15 protein-coding genes are annotated in these 16061 nt (G+C 67.4%); 4 read left to right on the top strand and 11 right to left on the bottom strand.

From position 1 onward, the window contains the following. Positions 1–3 precede the first annotated feature (3 nt). Together H1Q64_RS28560 and H1Q64_RS28555 are read right to left on the bottom strand one after the other, a co-directional pair. The gene (locus tag H1Q64_RS28560) at positions 4–1779 is read right to left on the bottom strand and encodes an N-acetylglutaminylglutamine amidotransferase (protein ID WP_237907264.1); all 1776 of its coding nucleotides are present in this window, start codon (positions 1777–1779) and stop codon (positions 4–6) included. Between the two features lie 312 nt (positions 1780–2091). Then, complete coding sequence (locus H1Q64_RS28555; RefSeq protein WP_237907263.1) at positions 2092–3534, bottom strand: PLP-dependent aminotransferase family protein; 1443 nt, start codon at positions 3532–3534, stop codon at positions 2092–2094. A gap of 100 nt (positions 3535–3634) precedes the next feature. Here H1Q64_RS28555 and H1Q64_RS28550 point away from each other — a divergent pair, with 100 nt between their 5' ends. After that, positions 3635–4360: a pyridoxamine 5'-phosphate oxidase family protein gene (locus tag H1Q64_RS28550; RefSeq protein WP_237907262.1), complete on the top strand. Its 726-nt coding sequence runs from the start codon at positions 3635–3637 to the stop codon at positions 4358–4360. Between the two features lie 9 nt (positions 4361–4369). Here the strand turns inward: H1Q64_RS28550 and H1Q64_RS28545 are convergent, their stop codons facing one another. The 3 genes from H1Q64_RS28545 to H1Q64_RS28535 all read right to left on the bottom strand — a co-directional run bounded on the left by H1Q64_RS28545 (position 4370) and on the right by H1Q64_RS28535 (position 6638). Further along, complete coding sequence (locus tag H1Q64_RS28545) at positions 4370–4837, bottom strand: DUF4112 domain-containing protein (RefSeq protein ID WP_237907261.1); 468 nt, start codon at positions 4835–4837, stop codon at positions 4370–4372. A gap of 198 nt (positions 4838–5035) precedes the next feature. Then, the gene (locus tag H1Q64_RS28540) at positions 5036–5596 is read right to left on the bottom strand and encodes a hypothetical protein (protein ID WP_237907260.1); all 561 of its coding nucleotides are present in this window, start codon (positions 5594–5596) and stop codon (positions 5036–5038) included. Between the two features lie 79 nt (positions 5597–5675). Continuing rightward, positions 5676–6638 (bottom strand): LysR family transcriptional regulator, encoded by a 963-nt coding sequence (locus H1Q64_RS28535; RefSeq protein WP_237907259.1) that lies wholly within the window; start codon positions 6636–6638, stop codon positions 5676–5678. A gap of 125 nt (positions 6639–6763) precedes the next feature. Here H1Q64_RS28535 and H1Q64_RS28530 point away from each other — a divergent pair, with 125 nt between their 5' ends. Together H1Q64_RS28530 and H1Q64_RS28525 are read left to right on the top strand one after the other, a co-directional pair. After that, positions 6764–8125: an aspartate aminotransferase family protein gene (locus tag H1Q64_RS28530; RefSeq protein WP_330874626.1), complete on the top strand. Its 1362-nt coding sequence runs from the start codon at positions 6764–6766 to the stop codon at positions 8123–8125. A gap of 28 nt (positions 8126–8153) precedes the next feature. Further along, positions 8154–9653, top strand: a complete 1500-nt coding sequence (locus H1Q64_RS28525; RefSeq protein WP_237907258.1) for a CoA-acylating methylmalonate-semialdehyde dehydrogenase — start codon at positions 8154–8156, stop codon at positions 9651–9653. 158 nt (positions 9654–9811) lie between these two features. Here the strand turns inward: H1Q64_RS28525 and H1Q64_RS28520 are convergent, their stop codons facing one another. Further along, a complete protein-coding gene (locus tag H1Q64_RS28520) occupies positions 9812–10585 on the bottom strand; it encodes a GntR family transcriptional regulator (protein WP_237907257.1) in 774 nt (257 codons plus the stop codon). Between the two features lie 36 nt (positions 10586–10621). After that, positions 10622–11308 carry a CBS domain-containing protein gene (locus H1Q64_RS28515; RefSeq protein WP_237907256.1) on the bottom strand — a complete coding sequence of 229 codons (687 nt, stop codon included), beginning with the start codon at positions 11306–11308 and terminating at the stop codon, positions 10622–10624. Positions 11309–11469: 161 nt separating this feature from the next. Here H1Q64_RS28515 and H1Q64_RS28510 point away from each other — a divergent pair, with 161 nt between their 5' ends. Continuing rightward, positions 11470–11658, top strand: coding sequence for a hypothetical protein (locus H1Q64_RS28510; protein ID WP_237907255.1), 189 nt, complete (start codon positions 11470–11472; stop codon positions 11656–11658). A gap of 7 nt (positions 11659–11665) precedes the next feature. Here the strand turns inward: H1Q64_RS28510 and H1Q64_RS28505 are convergent, their stop codons facing one another. The 4 genes from H1Q64_RS28505 to H1Q64_RS28490 all read right to left on the bottom strand — a co-directional run bounded on the left by H1Q64_RS28505 (position 11666) and on the right by H1Q64_RS28490 (position 15831). Beyond that, complete coding sequence (locus H1Q64_RS28505; protein ID WP_237907254.1) at positions 11666–12370, bottom strand: TerC family protein; 705 nt, start codon at positions 12368–12370, stop codon at positions 11666–11668. Between the two features lie 97 nt (positions 12371–12467). Continuing rightward, positions 12468–14015, bottom strand: a complete 1548-nt coding sequence (locus H1Q64_RS28500) for a tripartite tricarboxylate transporter permease (protein ID WP_419468869.1) — start codon at positions 14013–14015, stop codon at positions 12468–12470. Positions 14016–14167: 152 nt separating this feature from the next. After that, positions 14168–14674, bottom strand: a complete 507-nt coding sequence (locus tag H1Q64_RS28495; protein WP_237907252.1) for a tripartite tricarboxylate transporter TctB family protein — start codon at positions 14672–14674, stop codon at positions 14168–14170. Between the two features lie 83 nt (positions 14675–14757). Next, positions 14758–15831: a Bug family tripartite tricarboxylate transporter substrate binding protein gene (locus H1Q64_RS28490; RefSeq protein ID WP_237907251.1), complete on the bottom strand. Its 1074-nt coding sequence runs from the start codon at positions 15829–15831 to the stop codon at positions 14758–14760. Positions 15832–16061: the final 230 nt, after the last annotated feature.

The following is a 16061-nucleotide window of genomic DNA, read 5'->3' as shown; positions in this document are numbered from 1 at the left end:
TGTTCAGATCCCGTGGGTTTGCAGCCAGAACTCCAGCAGGGCAGCCTGCCAGAGCTTCGAACCGCGAAGCGGCGTGATGTGGGTTTCCGGATCGCTGAACAGACGGTCGAGATAGGCCGGCTGGAACAGCGCGCGCTGCCGCGCGGCGGGCTGGTTCAGCACGTCGCGCACCAGCTCCAGATAGGGGCCGCGCAGGTACTTCAGCGCCGGAACGGGGAAGTAGCCCTTGGGCCGGTCGATGACCTCGGAGGGGACGACCTTGCGCGCCGCCTCCTTCAGCACGTATTTGCCGCCGTCGCGCAGCTTCAGCTCCGGCGGGACGCGGGCGGCCAGCTCGACCAGATCGTGGTCGAGGAAGGGCACGCGCCCCTCCAGCCCCCAGGCCATGGTCATGTTGTCAACCCGCTTCACCGGGTCGTCGACCAGCATGACCGTGGTGTCGAGGCGCAGCGCCTTGTCCACCGGGCGGTCGGCGCCGGGCCGGGCGAAATGGGCGGCGACGAAGGCGCTCGCCACGTCCTCGTCGGCAAGGTATTGCGGGTTCAGTGCCTCGGCCATCTCCGCGCGGTTGCGGTCGAAGAAGACCTTGGCATAGGTGGACAGCGGGTCGGTCGCCTCCATCATCGGCGGGTACCAGTGGTAGCCCGCGAAGATCTCGTCGGCGCCCTGGCCGCTCTGCACCACCTTCACATGCTTGGACACCTCCTGCGACAGCAGGAAGAAGCCGATGGCGTCGTGGCTGACCATCGGCTCCGACATCGCCCGCACGCAGTCCTGCAAGGCGGGCAGGGCGCGGCTGCTGTCGATGAACAGCTTGTGGTGGTCGGTCTGGAAGCGCTGGGCGATCAGGTCGGAGTACTGGAACTCGTCGCCCTTCTCCTGTCCCACCGTCTCGAACCCGATGGAGAAGGTCTGCAGGCCGGTCTGCCCGGCCTCCGCCAGCAGGGCGACGATGACCGAGCTGTCCAGCCCGCCCGAGAGCAGCACGCCGACCGGCACGTCGGCGACCAGACGCCGTTCCACCGCCTTGCGCAGCGTGGACAGCACGGCGTCCTGCCAGTCACCTTCCGACATCCGCTCGTCGCCGGGCCGCGGGCCGAAGACCGGCTCCCAATAGGTTTCCTCAATGCGGCGCCCGTCCGGCTCCAGCGTCAGCAGGGTGGCCGGCGGCAGCTTGCGCACGCCCTTCAGGATGGTCCCCGGCGCCGGGACGACGGCGTGGAAGCTCATGTATTGGTAGAGCCCCACCGGGTCGATCGCGGTGTCGATGTCGCCGCCGGCCAGCAGGGCGGGCAGGGTGGAGGCGAAGCGCAGCCGTCCGGCCGTCTCGGACAGGTAGAGCGGCTTGATGCCCAGCCGGTCGCGGCCCAGCGTGACGCGCCCGCTGTCGCGCTCCCAGATGGCGAAGGCGAACATGCCGTAGAGCCGCTCGACGAAGCGGCGGCCCCAGGCGTGATAGGCTTTCAGCAGGACTTCGGTGTCGCCGTGCGAGAAGAAGCGGTAGCCCTTGGCCTCCAGCTCCGTCCGCAGCTCCGGATAATTGTAGATGCAGCCGTTGAAGACGATGCCGAGGCCCAACTCGGGGTCGGTCATCGGCTGCTGCGCCGCCTCGGACAGGTCGATGATGCTCAGCCGCCGGTGGCCGAAGGCCATCCGGCCATGGGCGAAGACGCCTTGCCCATCGGGGCCGCGCAACGCCAGGGCTTCGGTCATCGAGCCGACCGCGGACGCGGAGGCCGGGCGAGAATCGAAGCGGATTTCCCCGCTGATGCCGCACATTGTAAGAAATATCTCCGTATTCGAATGGACTGGACGCCGGCAAAAAACGCCTGGAAACGGCGAAGGACCGGCGCCACCCCTCAACAGGCGTGCAGCTTGATCGTCGCAAGGTTGGGGCATGCCTTGCACAGGGTATCGGGGGTAGGGAGCGCCGAACGACGGGAGGGGAGCGGCTCGAAAACGGGGTATCGGGGCTACCCCATAGGGCCGGGATCGCCGCGCGGCCGGAGAAAGCCAGGGAGTGCGGCGCCCAAAGCGCATTGGTGGGAATAGGCTTTTTAAGATTAAATCTTTTGCGCTCAAAAAAGAGGATTAGACGTCTAATCGTGCAGCCACCAACGCGGCGGCCAGTTCGCGGGCGGCGTGGCGCAGGGCGCCCGGCTCGTGGCCGGTGAAGCCCAGTATCAGCGCCTGCAACGGCGGGGCGGCGATGTGCATCGGGCTGACCGGGCGCACAGCGATGCCCCGCCGGGCCGCCACCGCCTCCACGTCGCGGTCCGACAGGCCGGGGCGCAGCCGGGCGATCAGCTTCATGCCTTGCTCCGGCACCTCCGCCTCCATCCAGGGGGAGAGATGCGCGCCGATGGCGTCGGCCAGCGCGTCCCGCGCGGCCGTATAGCGGCGGCGCATGCGGCGCAGGTGCGGGCCGAAATGGCCGTCGTTCAGGAAATCCGTCACCACACCCGTGTAGAGCGTCGCCGGGTGCCAATCGGTCAGGCGACGCATGGCGAGCACCGGGTCCAGCAGCTCGGGCGGCAGCACGGCGTAGCCGAGCCGCAGGCCGGGAAACAGGACCTTGCTGAAGGTGCCGACATAGATGACCCGCCCGCCGCCGTCGATCCCCTGGAGCGAGGCAAGCGGTCGGCCCGCGTAGCGGAACTCACTGTCGTAATCGTCCTCCAGCACCCAGGCGCCGGCCCTGTACGCCCAGGCCAGAAGCTCCATGCGCCGCGCCATCGACAGCACGACCCCCAGCGGGTAGTGGGAGGACGGAGTGACATAGGCCAGCCGGGCGTCCGGCGCCACGGCGACGCCCGCTGCCACCGCCATGCCCTGCCCATCGACAGGCACCGGCACGACGCGCGCCCGCGCTGCCTCAAGCGCGGCGCGCACCGCGGGGTAGCAGGGGTCTTCCAGCCACACCGCATCGCCCGGCCGCAGCAGTACCCGCAGCACGAGGTCGATGGCCTGTTGGGCGCCGGCGGTGATCACCACCTGCTCGGGCTCGCAGCGCACCGCCCGCGCGCTTTTGAGATAGCGGGCAATGGCCTCCCGCAGCGCCGCCGGCCCGCCGGGCTCGCCATAGCCGAGCATCTCCGGGTCGGGCCGCTGCAGGTGCCGCAGGGTCAGGCTGCGCCAGATCCGCAAACTGCGCTCGTCCAGCGCGCAGCGCCCCGTACTGAACGGGAGGGTGCCGAAAGGTGTGGCCGATGGCGGTGGGGAGGGGACAAGGCGGGGCGGTTCCGGCGGTGGAATCTCCAGCCCGTCCGGCAGGTCGCGGGACACGAAGCTGCCCGCCCCGACGCGCCCTTCGATGAAACCTTCGGCCAGAAGCTGCTCATAGGCGGCGACCACCGTGTTGCGGGCGACGCCGAGCCGTTCGGCCAGGGCGCGCGTCGGCGGCAGCTTTCCTCCGGGAGGCAGGGCGCCGGACAGGATAGCCCGGCGCAGCGCGCCGTAGACCTGCCGCAGCAGCGGTTCCCCGCCCGTCCGGTCGATAGGGAGAAGCATCAGGTCGGACAAATCGGCGGGCATCGGATTGGTCCAGTCGACAAGGTCGCAATTGGCTCTCACGCCAGACCAATGGCTAGGCTCTAATGGCGCCGTTGTCCACCGCCGCGAAGTGAGTTCCACGATGTCCGAGGCCGTTCCGTCCGACAGCTATCCAATCACCGACCGCAATCGTGTGAAACGCCTGCACGAGCGGGGGCGCTACGATCGCGAATCCGTTCACGCCATCCTTGACGGCGCGATGATCGCGCACATCGCCTACGTGATCGACGGGCAGCCCTACTGCACCCCCACGGCCTTCTGGCGGGAGGGTGAGCATCTCTACTGGCACGGCTCCTCGGCCAGCCGGATGCTGCGGTCGCAGCGCGACGGCCTGCCGGTCTGCCTGACCGTGACGCATCTCGACAGCCTCGTGTTGGCCCGCTGTGGGTTCAACCATTCGGCCGATTATCGGTCGGCCATGTGTTTCGGCACCGCGCGCATCGTCGAGGAGCCGGAGGCCAAGGCTCGCGCGCTCGACGCCATGGTCGACCGCTTCTATCCGGGGCGCAGCGCCGAGTTGCGAACCAGCACGGTGCAGGAGATCAAGGCGACTATGGTCGTCGGCATGGAGATCGAGGAGGCGAGCGCCAAGGTCCGGGGCAAGGGCCTGTCGGATGAGGGCGAGGACATGGAATTACCCATCTACACCGCCCGCTATCCGGTGGTTCAGGTGATCGGCGCCGCCGAACCCTGTCCGCGGCTTCCCGCCAATACGCCGGTCCCGCCGGGGCTGGCGGGCTTCACCGCCGGCCGCCGGTTGGACGAGCTGATGCTGGAAAACCACCGCATCCGGTTCAGCGGGGAGTGACGCCCCCCGTCAACGCGTCCGGCGCCACTCGCCGTCGATGGTGTAGGGCGCCGAGCGACGGCGGTGATTGGTCCGGTCGCCTTGCGGGGGATGGCCGTCCAGATGCTCGGCGAGGATCGCCATGTTCTTGCGGTTGGCCTTCCAGAACACGTCGGCGATGTTGCCGGCGACCGGGACGGCGCTGACCAAGCTGTCCATCGCCACGTTGCCGACCATGCGCAGCAGCTTGCCGCGCGGCACGCCGAGCCTCCAGGCCTCGCGGATGAGATAGCCGGACACCGCCGTGGTGGCGAGGTTGCCGAAGCCGGGGATCAGACCCAGCACCGCATCGGCGCCAAAGGTGATGTTGGTCCCCGGCACGCGGATGGCGCTGTCCATCGTCCGTGCCAGCCATTCAAGCCGCTGGCGCGCGGCGACATGCGCCGTCTCGTTGTAGGCGGAACCGTAACGGAAAGAAGAAAAAGAGGTAGCGGTCATACGGACCCTCCAGAAGGGGACGGCTGAGCCGTCCGCTCAAGTGAAGGGCTCCGACATCGCGGTCCGTACCAAGTGGACCGCCAGAGGGGCCCGGAGCCAGTCCCGCACAGATGGCCCGGTCGTCCCACCCACGCAAGACCCACCCGGTGCATTTTCGTATGAGTACGGTGGATTCATCCCCGGTTTTCTGGGGACCGGTCACAAAAGCATCAGGAACGCCGGCAGGCCGCCCAGAACCGCCCCCTGGGAGCCGCCCCACAGGACATCGCCCTGTTCCACCGACCGGCGCAGCGCCGGGTTGGTGCCGCGCAACTGGCACAGGGCGAAGATGGCCGCGTTCATGGGGCCGGCCAGGGCGAACCACAGGATCCAGGACGGCATGCCGCCGAGCCACACGGCGGGAGCGAGCATCAGGGCGGTGCGCCCGGTCCAGGACAGGCCGCGGAACAGCAACGCCTCCCATGACCAGGAGCCGGCTTGGCCGACCGGGCCGAAGGGCAGGAGATGCTGACCGATGAGCGTCGCTCCGGCGGTGGCCACGCCGACGACGAGTGCTTGGTCTGCGGGCATGGCCAGCGACCACAGGGCGGTGCTGAGCAGGGTCGCCGGAACGCCCCACAGCAGCAGACGTGGAAGGGCGCCTGTCTGGCGGGTGAGCGCGCTGAGAAAGAAACTGCCGAGCAGGGAGCAGGTGACGGTGAGGAGGACTGCGGCGAACAGCAGATAGTCGATGACGAACTGTTCGGTCAGCATCACCATGGCCGCGCTCCCCCACCGGTTCTTTGTTCGTATCCCCCTCAATTACGGTGGGGCGTGAGCGGTTCGGCGTCAATGGAAATCACCCTGATTTTTGGGGGCTGCCCACCCTCTTCATTCCTGGCCCCTCCAGCCCCGTCCGTCTCAGCAGGTCGAGAAACCGCTCCAGCACCAGATTGGCCTGCGTGCCCGCTTTGGTGACTGCCTGGAACTCCTGGGCGTAATGGAAGCGATCCGGAAGAAGGGCGCGCATCGCCCCGCGTTCGACCCATTGCTGCGCGTAATGGGTGGGCAGGAAGCCGACATAGCAGCCGGTCAGGATGAGGAAGGCCACGCCCTCGCGGTCGGTGGCGGTGGCGGTGGCGGTCAGCGCCTGCTGCACCCCCGCCGCCTCCGGCACCTGCTGCGCCTCGGTCGGGGCGACGGCATCGGCGGCCTCTACCGCGGCGTCGGGCACCGTTTCCGCATCGAACAGCGGATGGCCGCGCCCGCAGTAAAGGTGTGACTCCTCCTGGTACAGCGGCAGACGGTCCAGGCCGGGCAGGGCGCGCCGCGCCGGCACCACGCCGACCTGCAGGCGCCCGTCCAGCACGCCGCGCTCAATCTCGTTGGGCGGGATCATGCGGATGTTCACCCGCACCTCCGGCCCCTGCTGCTTGAGGCCGCGGAGCGCGTCGGTCACCCGCATCTTCGGCATCGTCACGAGGTTGTCGGTGATGCCGATGTTCAATTCGCCGCGCAGCCGCCCGTGCGCGGCGTTGATCTCGCTGCGGAAGCTCTCCAGGCCGGCGAACAGGCGCAGCGCCGCCTCGTAGGCCATGCGCCCCTCGTCGGTCAGCAGAAAGCCCGCCCGCCCGCGCCGGCACAGCCGCAGCCCCAGCCGCCGCTCCAGGTCGGCCATGTGCAGGCTGATGGCGGCGCGGCTGATGTTCAGCTCCACCTCCGCCGCGGAAAAGCCGCCGCACTCCACCACCGTCTTGAAGACGCGCAGCAGGCGCAGGTCGGCGTCGTTGAGGCCGCTCAAGGGGCGGGCGGGCTTGGTCATGGATAGGTAAGCGGATGCTTGCGTAAGGTTTGAATGGTTTGGATTTAACCGCAACCAAGCCTCCGCGCACACTGTTTTCCGAAGCGATTTCCGATGACCACCCAAACCAGCAGGAGCGCCGCCCGATGCCGCCGTTGGACGAGAGCCAGAAAGCCGGAACCGCCCCGACCGCCGGGCTGACGCGCGAGGAGCTGGACGCCCACTGGATGCCTTTCACGGCGAACCGCGAATTCAAGGCGAACCCGCGCCTGATCGCCCGCGCCGAAGGCGCCTGGTACTGGGACACCGAGGGTCGGAAGATCTACGACAGCCTGTCCGGCCTGTGGTGTTGCGGCGCCGGGCACAGCCGCCGCGAGATCAGCGAGGCCGTCGCCCGGCAGATCGCCGAGCTGGACTACAGCCCGGCCTTCCAGTTCGGCCACCCGGCGGCCTTCAAGCTGGCGCACAAGCTGGCCTCGATGACGCCGGCCGGGCTGGACCACGTGTTCTTCGTCAATTCAGGGTCGGAGGCAACCGATACGTCGCTGAAGATGGCGCGCGCCTATTGGCGGCTGAAGGGCCAGCCGACCAAGACCAAGCTGATCGGCCGGTCCAAGGGCTATCACGGCGTCAATTTCGGCGGCATCAGCCTGGGCGGCATCGGCGGCAACCGCAAGCTGTTCGGCTCGGGCGTCGAGGCCGACCATCTGCCGCACACACTGCTGCCGCAGAACGCCTTCACCAAGGGCCTGCCGGAGCAGGGCGCCGAACTGGCCGACGCGCTGGAGGAACTGGTCGCCCTGCACGACGCCTCCAACATCGCCGCGGTGATCGTGGAGCCGCTGGCCGGATCGGCGGGCGTGCTGCCGCCGCCCAAGGGCTATCTGAAGCGGCTGCGTGCGCTGTGCGACAAGCACGACATCCTGCTGATCTTCGACGAGGTCATCACCGGCTTCGGCCGCATGGGGGCCGCCTTCGGCGCCGACGCCTTCGGCGTGGTCCCCGACATCATGAACGTCGCCAAGGGCCTGACCAACGGCGCGGTGCCGATGGGGGCCGTCGTCGCCAACCATGAGATCTACCAAACCTTCATGGACAATAGCGGCGCCGACTACATGGTCGAGTTCCCGCACGGCTACACCTACTCCGCCCACCCCGTTGCCTGCGCCGCCGGCCTCGCCGCGCTGGAGCTGTTCGAGCGGGACCGGCTGGCCGAGAAGGCGGCGGATCTGGCTCCGCATTTCGAGACGGTGCTGCACGGGCTGAAGGGGCTGAAGCACGTCACCGACATCCGCAACTACGGGCTGTGCGGCGCGGTGCAGATCGCCGCCCTGCCGGGCGAGCCGGCCCGCCGGCCCTACGAGATCGCCATGAAGTGCTGGAAGGCGGGCTTCTACGTCCGCTTCGGCGGCGACACGCTGCAGTTCGGCCCGCATTTCATCAGCGAGCGCGACGACCTCGACCGGCTGATGAACGCCGTCGCCGACGCCATCCAGGCAACCGCCTGAGCCACCGAAGGAGGACAATGGAAACGCCATGACCCTCGTTCCGCACCTCATCGGCGGCACGGCCGACGCCCCCGCCGACAGCCGCAGCGCCGACATCGTGAACCCGGCGACGGGCGAGACCGTCGGCCGCGTCCCGCTGGCCGGCCGCGCCACCGTGGAATTGGCCATCGCCGCCGCAGAGGCCGCCTTCCCGGCGTGGCGGGCGACGCCGCCGGCCAAGCGGGCACGGGTGATGTTCCGCTTCCGGCAATTGCTGGAAGACAACGCCGACCGCGTCTGCGCGGCGATCACGCGGGAGCACGGCAAGACGCTGGAGGACGCCCGCGGCGAGCTGACCCGCGGCATCGAGAATGTCGAGTACGCCTGCGGCATCGCCGATCTGCTGAAGGGCGAGCATTCCAAGAATGTCGGGCCGGGCATCGACAGCTGGTCGGAGTTCCAGCCGCTGGGCGTCGTGGCGGGCATTACGCCCTTCAACTTCCCGGCCATGGTCCCGCTGTGGATGTTCCCGGTTGCTGTGGCCTGCGGCAACAGCTTCATCCTGAAGCCGTCGGAGCGCGACCCGAGCGCTTCCCTGCTCGTCGCGCAGCTGGCCCAGGAGGCAGGACTGCCGCCGGGCGTGCTGAACGTCGTCCATGGCGACAAGGAGGCGGTGGACACGCTGCTGACCGACCCGCGCGTCCAGGCGGTCAGCTTCGTTGGCTCGACGCCGGTCGCCGAGTATGTCTACGCCACCGGCACCGCTCATGGGAAACGCGTGCAGGCATTGGGCGGGGCCAAGAACCACGCCATCGTCATGCCCGATGCCGATCTCGACAACGCGGTCAGCGCGATCATAGGGGCGGCCTACGGCTCCTGCGGGGAGCGCTGCATGGCGATCTCCGTGGTCGTTGCGGTGGGCGACGAAACCGCTGACCGCGTGGTGGCGATGCTGGCGGAGCAGGTGCGCGGCCTGACGGTGGGGGCGGGGACCGGCACCGGCTGCGACATGGGTCCGCTGGTCACCCGCGCCCATTTCGAGAAGGTGAAGGGCTTTGTCGACCAGGGCGTCGCCGAAGGGGCGGAGCTGGTGGTCGACGGCCGCGGGCTGGTGGTGCCGGGGCACGAGGGCGGCTTCTTCCTCGGCGGCTGTCTGTTCGACCGGGTGACGCCGGACATGAGCATCTATCGGGAAGAGATCTTCGGCCCGGTGCTCTGCGTCGTGCGCGTAAAGACGATGCAGGAGGGCATGGACCTGATCGACGCCCACGAATACGGCAACGGCACCTGCCTGTTCACCCGCGACGGCGAGGCCGCGCGCTATTTCAGCGACGCGATCAAGGTCGGCATGGTCGGCGTCAACGTGCCGCTGCCGGTGCCGGTGGCCTATCACAGCTTCGGCGGCTGGAAGCGGTCGCTGTTCGGCGATCTGGCGGCCTACGGGCCGGACGGCGTGCGCTTCTACACCCGGCGCAAGACGATCACCCAGCGCTGGCCGGCTGGCGGCGTGCGCGAAGGCGCGCAGTTCTCCTTCCCGTCGATGAAGTGAGCGGGAGGCGTAATTCCCTCTCCCCTCCGGGGAGAGGGTTAGGGTGAGGGGGATGCGCTTGGGCCGGACGTATCGGAAACGCACGACCCCCTCACCGGCCCTTCGGGCCACCCTCTCCCCAGGGGGGAGAGGGTTAAATTGCAGTCCGCGGTCCGCTGCTACATCAGTGGCAGGCCGTCCTTGAACGCGGCCTTGATCTCCGCCCCGCGCGCCTCAGGATTGCGCACCTCGGCCAGACGCAGCCAGTCGAGGAAGTCGCCGTGCCGCTCGACATGGGCGGCCAGACCCAGCGTGTGCTCGCGCGCCAGACGCTCGGCCAACTCGCCGTCGCGCCGCTCCAGCGCACGGATGATCTCGCGGTGCTCGTGCATCGACTGTTCGGCCCGGTTGTCCTGCCGGATGGACAGCTTGCGGATGGCCCGCATGTGGATGAACAGGTTGTCGGTCAGCGTTTCCAGGATGCGCGCCCGGCTGAGGCGGATGATCGCCTTGTGGAACTCGATGTTGGCGTCGGAATATTCCTGGATGTTGTCGGACGGAGCCTGCTCCTCGAAGCTGCGGAAGATGTTCCACAGCGTGCCGATGTCCTCCTCGGTGGCGCGCTCGGCGGCGAGGCGGGTCGCCATGCTTTCCAGTGCCGCCCAGGCGATGATCATCTCGATGATCTCGGTCTTGGTCTTGCGGACGATGTAGATTCCCCGCCGCGGCTCCAGCCGCACCAGACCTTCCTGCTCCAGCAGGGTCAGGGCCTCGCGGATCGGGGTCCGGCTGACGCCCAGCAGGCCGCTGAGCTGGCGTTCGTCCAGCCGGACGTCACCGGGGTGGTCGTAGATGTCCATCTGGATGATGGCCTGCTTCAGCTTTCGGTAGACCTGGTTGCGGAAGGTGGCGCCGGAATCCAGCGGTTGGACGGACAGTTCGGGTGGCGGCATCGGGCTGCTCCTTCGATGGGGCGGATGGCCGGGAGATCACCCGACGAAGCGGTTCCGGTTCAGATGCTCCTCCACGCGCTTGACGCCGCTCACGCCGCTTGCCGCGGTGTGCAGGGCGCGGCGCTGCTCCTCGCTGTCGACCATGCCCCAGAGCTGCACGACCCCGTCGTTGACGACGATGTTGATCCGATCGAGGTCCACCCAGGACTGTCCGTCCAACGCCTCCAGCAGCGCGGCGCGGATCGCTTCGTCGCCGGACGTACCGAAGTCGGCGGCGCCGCGCCGGTTGCGGAGCAGCCCATGCAGCAGGTTGGCCCGGCTGATGATGCCGACCGGACGCCCGTCGACCAGGACGGGCGCGCGCTTGATCCGCTTGTCCTCCATCAGGTCGGCGATCTCCGCGATCTCCGTGTCGGGGGCGACGGCGTGGATCGGCCGCGACATGACGTCGCGCGCGCAGCGCCCATGGGTCTTCAGGAAGTCGGCGGCCTGCACGTTGCGGCCTACCAGCATCTCCAGCCAGCGGGCGCGCGGACGGTCGGTTCCCGTCTCCACCCGGCGCAGAAGGTCCCCCTCGCTGATGATGCCGACCGCGCGACCATCCTGGTCCACCACCGGCAAGCCGCTGATCCGATGGCTCAAAAGCAGTTCTGCGATGTCCGGCACGGGGGTGTCCAGCGCCACCGTGATGACCGGCGATGTCATGACATCCTTCGCTTGCATCTCGACGTTCCTCCCTGAACTGGCGGTGCGGAGCCTGTGTCCGGCTCCTGCTGCGTGTCTGGTATACGAAATGCTACGTTTCTTATCCCTTGCTCCCCAACGGACTTTGCGCCATCTGTGCTGCAACGCAGCATGAGTGTGGTCAGAGTCCGGAGTTCCCCATGTTGGAGAGTCTTGCCGTCGTGTTCGCCCTGGCCGGGTTGGCCGCCGTGGTGACGGAGATTTTGCGGAACGATCCGGGCCTCATCTCCGAGATCACCAGCGATGTGCGCGCCATGGCCCTGCCGAGCCGTTTTCGGGCGGTCCGGGGCGGTCGCTGCCGCGAGCCCCGTCGCCCTTCTTCCTGCTGACGGCTCCTCAGGCCGGATCGGTCTCCACCATGGCGCGGCGGCGGTTGATGCTTCGGGCCATCAGGAAGCCGGCCGTCATCACCCCCAGCGCCGCGACGAAGGGCGCCGTCCCGGTCAGCACCGGCAGGCTTTCCGTCACGTGAGAATGGATGCTCGGGTCGGTGAGGATGACTTCCGCCGCGATGTAGCCGAGCAGCCCGGCGCCCGCATAGACCAGGGCCGGCAGCCGTTCGATGGCCTTCAGGATCAGCGTGCTGCCGAAGACGATCAGCGGAATGCTGATGGCCAGCCCCAGGACCAGGAGGACCGTGTTGCCGTGCGAGGCGGCGGCGATGGCGATGACGTTGTCCAGGCTCATCACCGCGTCGGCGATCACGATGGTGCGGACCACCCCCCACAGCCCGGCGGAGGTGCCATCATGCTCCGCCTGCGCCTCCTCCTCGGTGGGCAGCATCAGCTTGATGGCGATCCAGAACAGCAGCGCCCCGCCGATGATCTTCAGGTACGGGATAGCCAGCAGATAGGCGATGATGACGGCGAACAGCACGCGCAGCACTATGGCCGCGGCGGTGCCGAGGAAGACGCCGATCTTCTGTTGCTTCGGCGGCAGCGAGCGGCAGGCCAGCGCGATGACCAGCGCGTTGTCGCCGCTCAGCAGGATGTCGATCCAGATGATCTGGAGCAGAGCGATCATGAAATCGGACGTGTCCATCGTCCCGAATCCCCCGATGTGAGAAGAAGGTCCCCCGCCGGACGTCCCGTCCCGGACGCCGGCGGGGGAGTGGGTGGAGCTATTTCACCGGGATCACCTATTTCACGGGGATCACCTGGGTCCCGCCGTCCTGCCGGGACTGCCGCTTGCGCAGCAGGGCGGAGAGCACCGGCCAGAACAGCATGACCAGCGCCAGGGTGACGATGCTGCCGACCAGCGGGTTGGACCAGAAGATCGCCAGATCGCCCTGCGACACCAGCATGGCCTGCCGGAAGGAGCTTTCCGCCATGTCGCCCAGCACCAGGGCCAGCACCAGCGGGGCCAGCGGGTAGGACAGCTTCTTGAAGACGTAGCCGACGACGCCGAACACCAGCATCATGACGATGTCGAGGAAGGCGTTGTGCACCGTGTAGGCACCGACCGCGCAGATCACCACGATGACCGGCGCGATGATGCTGAAGGGGATGCGCAGGATCGAGGCGAAGACCGGAACCGTGGTCAGCACCACGATCAGCCCGGCGATGTTGCCCAGATACATGCTGGCGATCAGGCCCCAGACAAACTCCTTCTGTTCGACGAACAGCAGCGGGCCGGGCTGGAGCCCCCAGATCAGCAGGCCGCCCAGCAGCACCGCCGCGGTGGGCGAGCCGGGGATGCCCAGAGTCAGCATGGGCAGCAGCGCGCTGGTGCCGGCGGCGTGGGCCGCGGTTTCCGGAGCGACCACGCCCTCCACCTCGCCGTTGCCGAAATTCTGGCGGTTCTTGGAGAAGCGCTTGGCGAGGCCGTAGCTCATGAAGGAGGCTGGGGTGGCGCCGCCGGGCGTGATGCCCATCCAGCAGCCGACGATGGAGCCGCGGATGGCAGTGACCCAGTAGCGGGGCAGGCTCTTCCAGGTCTCCCACACGACCTTGGCGTTGATCTTGGCACTCTTGCCCTTGAAGGCGAGCCCTTCCTCCATGGTCAGGAGGATTTCGCCGATGCCGAACAGGCCGATGACCGCGATCAGGAAGTCGAAGCCGCGCAGCATCTCCACCGAGCCGAAGGTCATGCGCAGTTCGCCGGTCACGCTGTCCAGCCCGACCGCGGCCAGCGCGAAGCCCAGCATCATGGCGCACAGCACCTTGAAGGGGGACTCGCTGCCCATGCCGACGAAACTGCAAAATGTCAGAAGCTGGACCGCGAAGAACTCCGCCGGGCCGAAGCGCAGGGCGAAGCCGGCGATCACCGGGGCCAGGAAGGTGATGAGCAGGACCGCCACGAACGCCCCGAAGAAGGACGAGGTGAAGGCCGCCGTCAGCGCCTCGCCCGCATGGCCCTTCTGCGCCATGGGGTGGCCGTCGAAGGTGGTCGCCACCGACCATGGCTCGCCCGGTATGTTGAACAGGACCGAGGTGATGGCCCCGCCGAACAACGCCCCCCAATAGATGCAGGAGAGCATGATGATGGCGGAGGTCGGCGACATGCTGAAGGTCAGGGGCAGCAGGATCGCCACCCCGTTCGCCCCGCCCAGCCCCGGCAGCACGCCGATCAGGACGCCCAGCGTGATGCCGATGAACATGTAGGCGATGTTCATGGGATCGGCGAGCACGCCGAACCCGTGTATGAGTGACCCGAGCGCTTCCAAGTTTCCCTCCCTTTCCGGCATCCGCGCCCGTTCCGTCTGGAAGCGTCGCGTCTTGAGCGCGCAGGGCGGGGTTCGTCCCCGCCGCATGGGCTGGTTCGTCGCGGATGCCTGCCGCTGCTTCGGTGTGCGCGGCCGTTCCCGCGGCCGCCCCGGCTTTTAAAAAACTGGACTGGTCAGAACCCGAACATCGTCTCCACCGGCCCCTTGGGAAGCGGTACCAGGAACCAGATCTCGAACATCACGAAGAGGCCCGCGGGCACGAGGATGGCGACGGGCAGGATCGTCTTGAGCGGATACTTGCCCACCCAATGCATGAAGAAGGCGATGAACAGCACCGCCGACAGATAGATGCCCAGGAAGGCAGTCAGGATCACGAAGACGGCGCTGGGGACCAGCACCTTGAGAACCAGGGCGAGCTGGTGCTTCTCGACGAAGGCGGTTCGTTCGCCGCTGTGGCGCCAGAGGTTGACCGTCAGCGTGGCCAGACTGCTGACCAGCATGATCAGGCCGACATAGAAGGGGAAGTAACCGGCCTTCGGCCCGTCGGACCCCCAGCCGTTGCCGACGCGGATGCTGTCGGCCATCACCACCAGGGCGACGAGGGCAAACAGCCCGGCGACGACGATCTCCATGGTCCGGTTCGAGACGACCGGATCACTGTTCTGCGTTCCATGCTCCATGGCTCACTCCCACGAAAACCCGAAAGGTTGGGGAGGGCGCCCGGGGCGCGATGCCCCGGGGGCCGCGCGTCGGACGAGAGGGGCTATTGCTTGGTGAAGCCCGCCTTGTCCATCAGCGTCTTATGCTGGGTTTCCGCCGCGGTCAGCCAAGTCTTGAACTCGTCGCCGGTCTTGAAGCTGACGTTGAAGGCCCCTTTCGCCATGAAGTCCTTCCACTCCTCCGTCTCGCGGACTTTCTTGAAGAGGTCCACATAGTAGGCGATCTGCTCCGGCGTGACGCCCGGCCCCATGAAGATGCCGCGCAGCATGGTGTATTCCACGTCCAGCCCGGACTCCTTGCAGGTCGGGATGCTGTTCCACGACTTGCCGTCGGCCACCGGCTCCTTCAGCGGGATGCGCTCCTTGTCGAAGACGCACAAGGGCCGCAGCGCGCCGGCCCGCCATTGCGACACCGCCTCGATCGGGTTGTTGACGCTGGCGTTGATGTGGTTGCCGACGAGCTGGGCCGCCACGTCGCCGCCGCCCTTGTAGGGGACGTAGGTGAAGGTGACGCCCGCCGACTGCTCGATGGCGGCGGTGATGATCTGGTCCTCCTGCTTGGAACCGGTGCCGCCCATCTTGAAGCGGTTGGCGCCGCCCTCCTTCGCGGCCTCGACGAACTCCTTGGGCGATTTCTGCGGAGCCTCGCTGTTCACCCACAGGACGAAGTTGTCCAGCGCCAGCATTGCCACCGGGGTCATGTCCTTCCAGGAGAAGGGAACGCCGGTCGCCAGGGGCGTGGTGAACAGGTTGGACAGGGTGATGATGATCTTGTGCGGGTTGCGGTTCGACGACTTGACGTCGAGGAAGCCTTCCGCGCCGGCGCCGCCCGACTTGTTGATGACGACGATGGGCTGGCCCATCAGGTTGTTCTTCTGAATGATACCCTGGATCATCCGCGCCATCTGGTCGGCGCCGCCACCGGTTCCCGCCGGGACGACGAATTCGACCGATTTGGTCGGCTCCCAGGCGGCCTGGGCCGCGACCGGGAGCAGCAGAAGGCCGAGCGCGCCGGCCAGAGCCGTTCCGCTGGCGAGCGTTCTTCTATGGGGTCTTTTAAAAGCGAAGGAGTCAAAAGGGGTCTTCCGCGCGCAGCGCGGGCGCTGTACGTCCTTCATGCCTCATTCCTTCCCTTTTGGGTGGCCGGGCTTCCGTCGGCACGGCTCATCATTTTTGGATTGTCTGGCGAGACGGATTGTTTGTTATTCAAACTGTCCGTGTGGCGTATGGTATGTGGCATCCCAGCTTTCTTCAACAGGAATGTCACAAGACGACCGGGCCCAATCATTGGGTGCGGCGCAAGAAGCCATCGATAATCGGCTGCTAAATTCTTGTATTTCGATGCAAT

The organism is Azospirillum brasilense (genome assembly GCF_022023855.1).
In the GTDB taxonomy this organism is placed as follows: Bacteria; Pseudomonadota; Alphaproteobacteria; order Azospirillales; family Azospirillaceae; genus Azospirillum; species Azospirillum brasilense_F.
The sequence above is the reverse complement of the archived record's forward strand: the minus strand, read 5'-3'. Positions and strand labels throughout refer to the sequence as shown.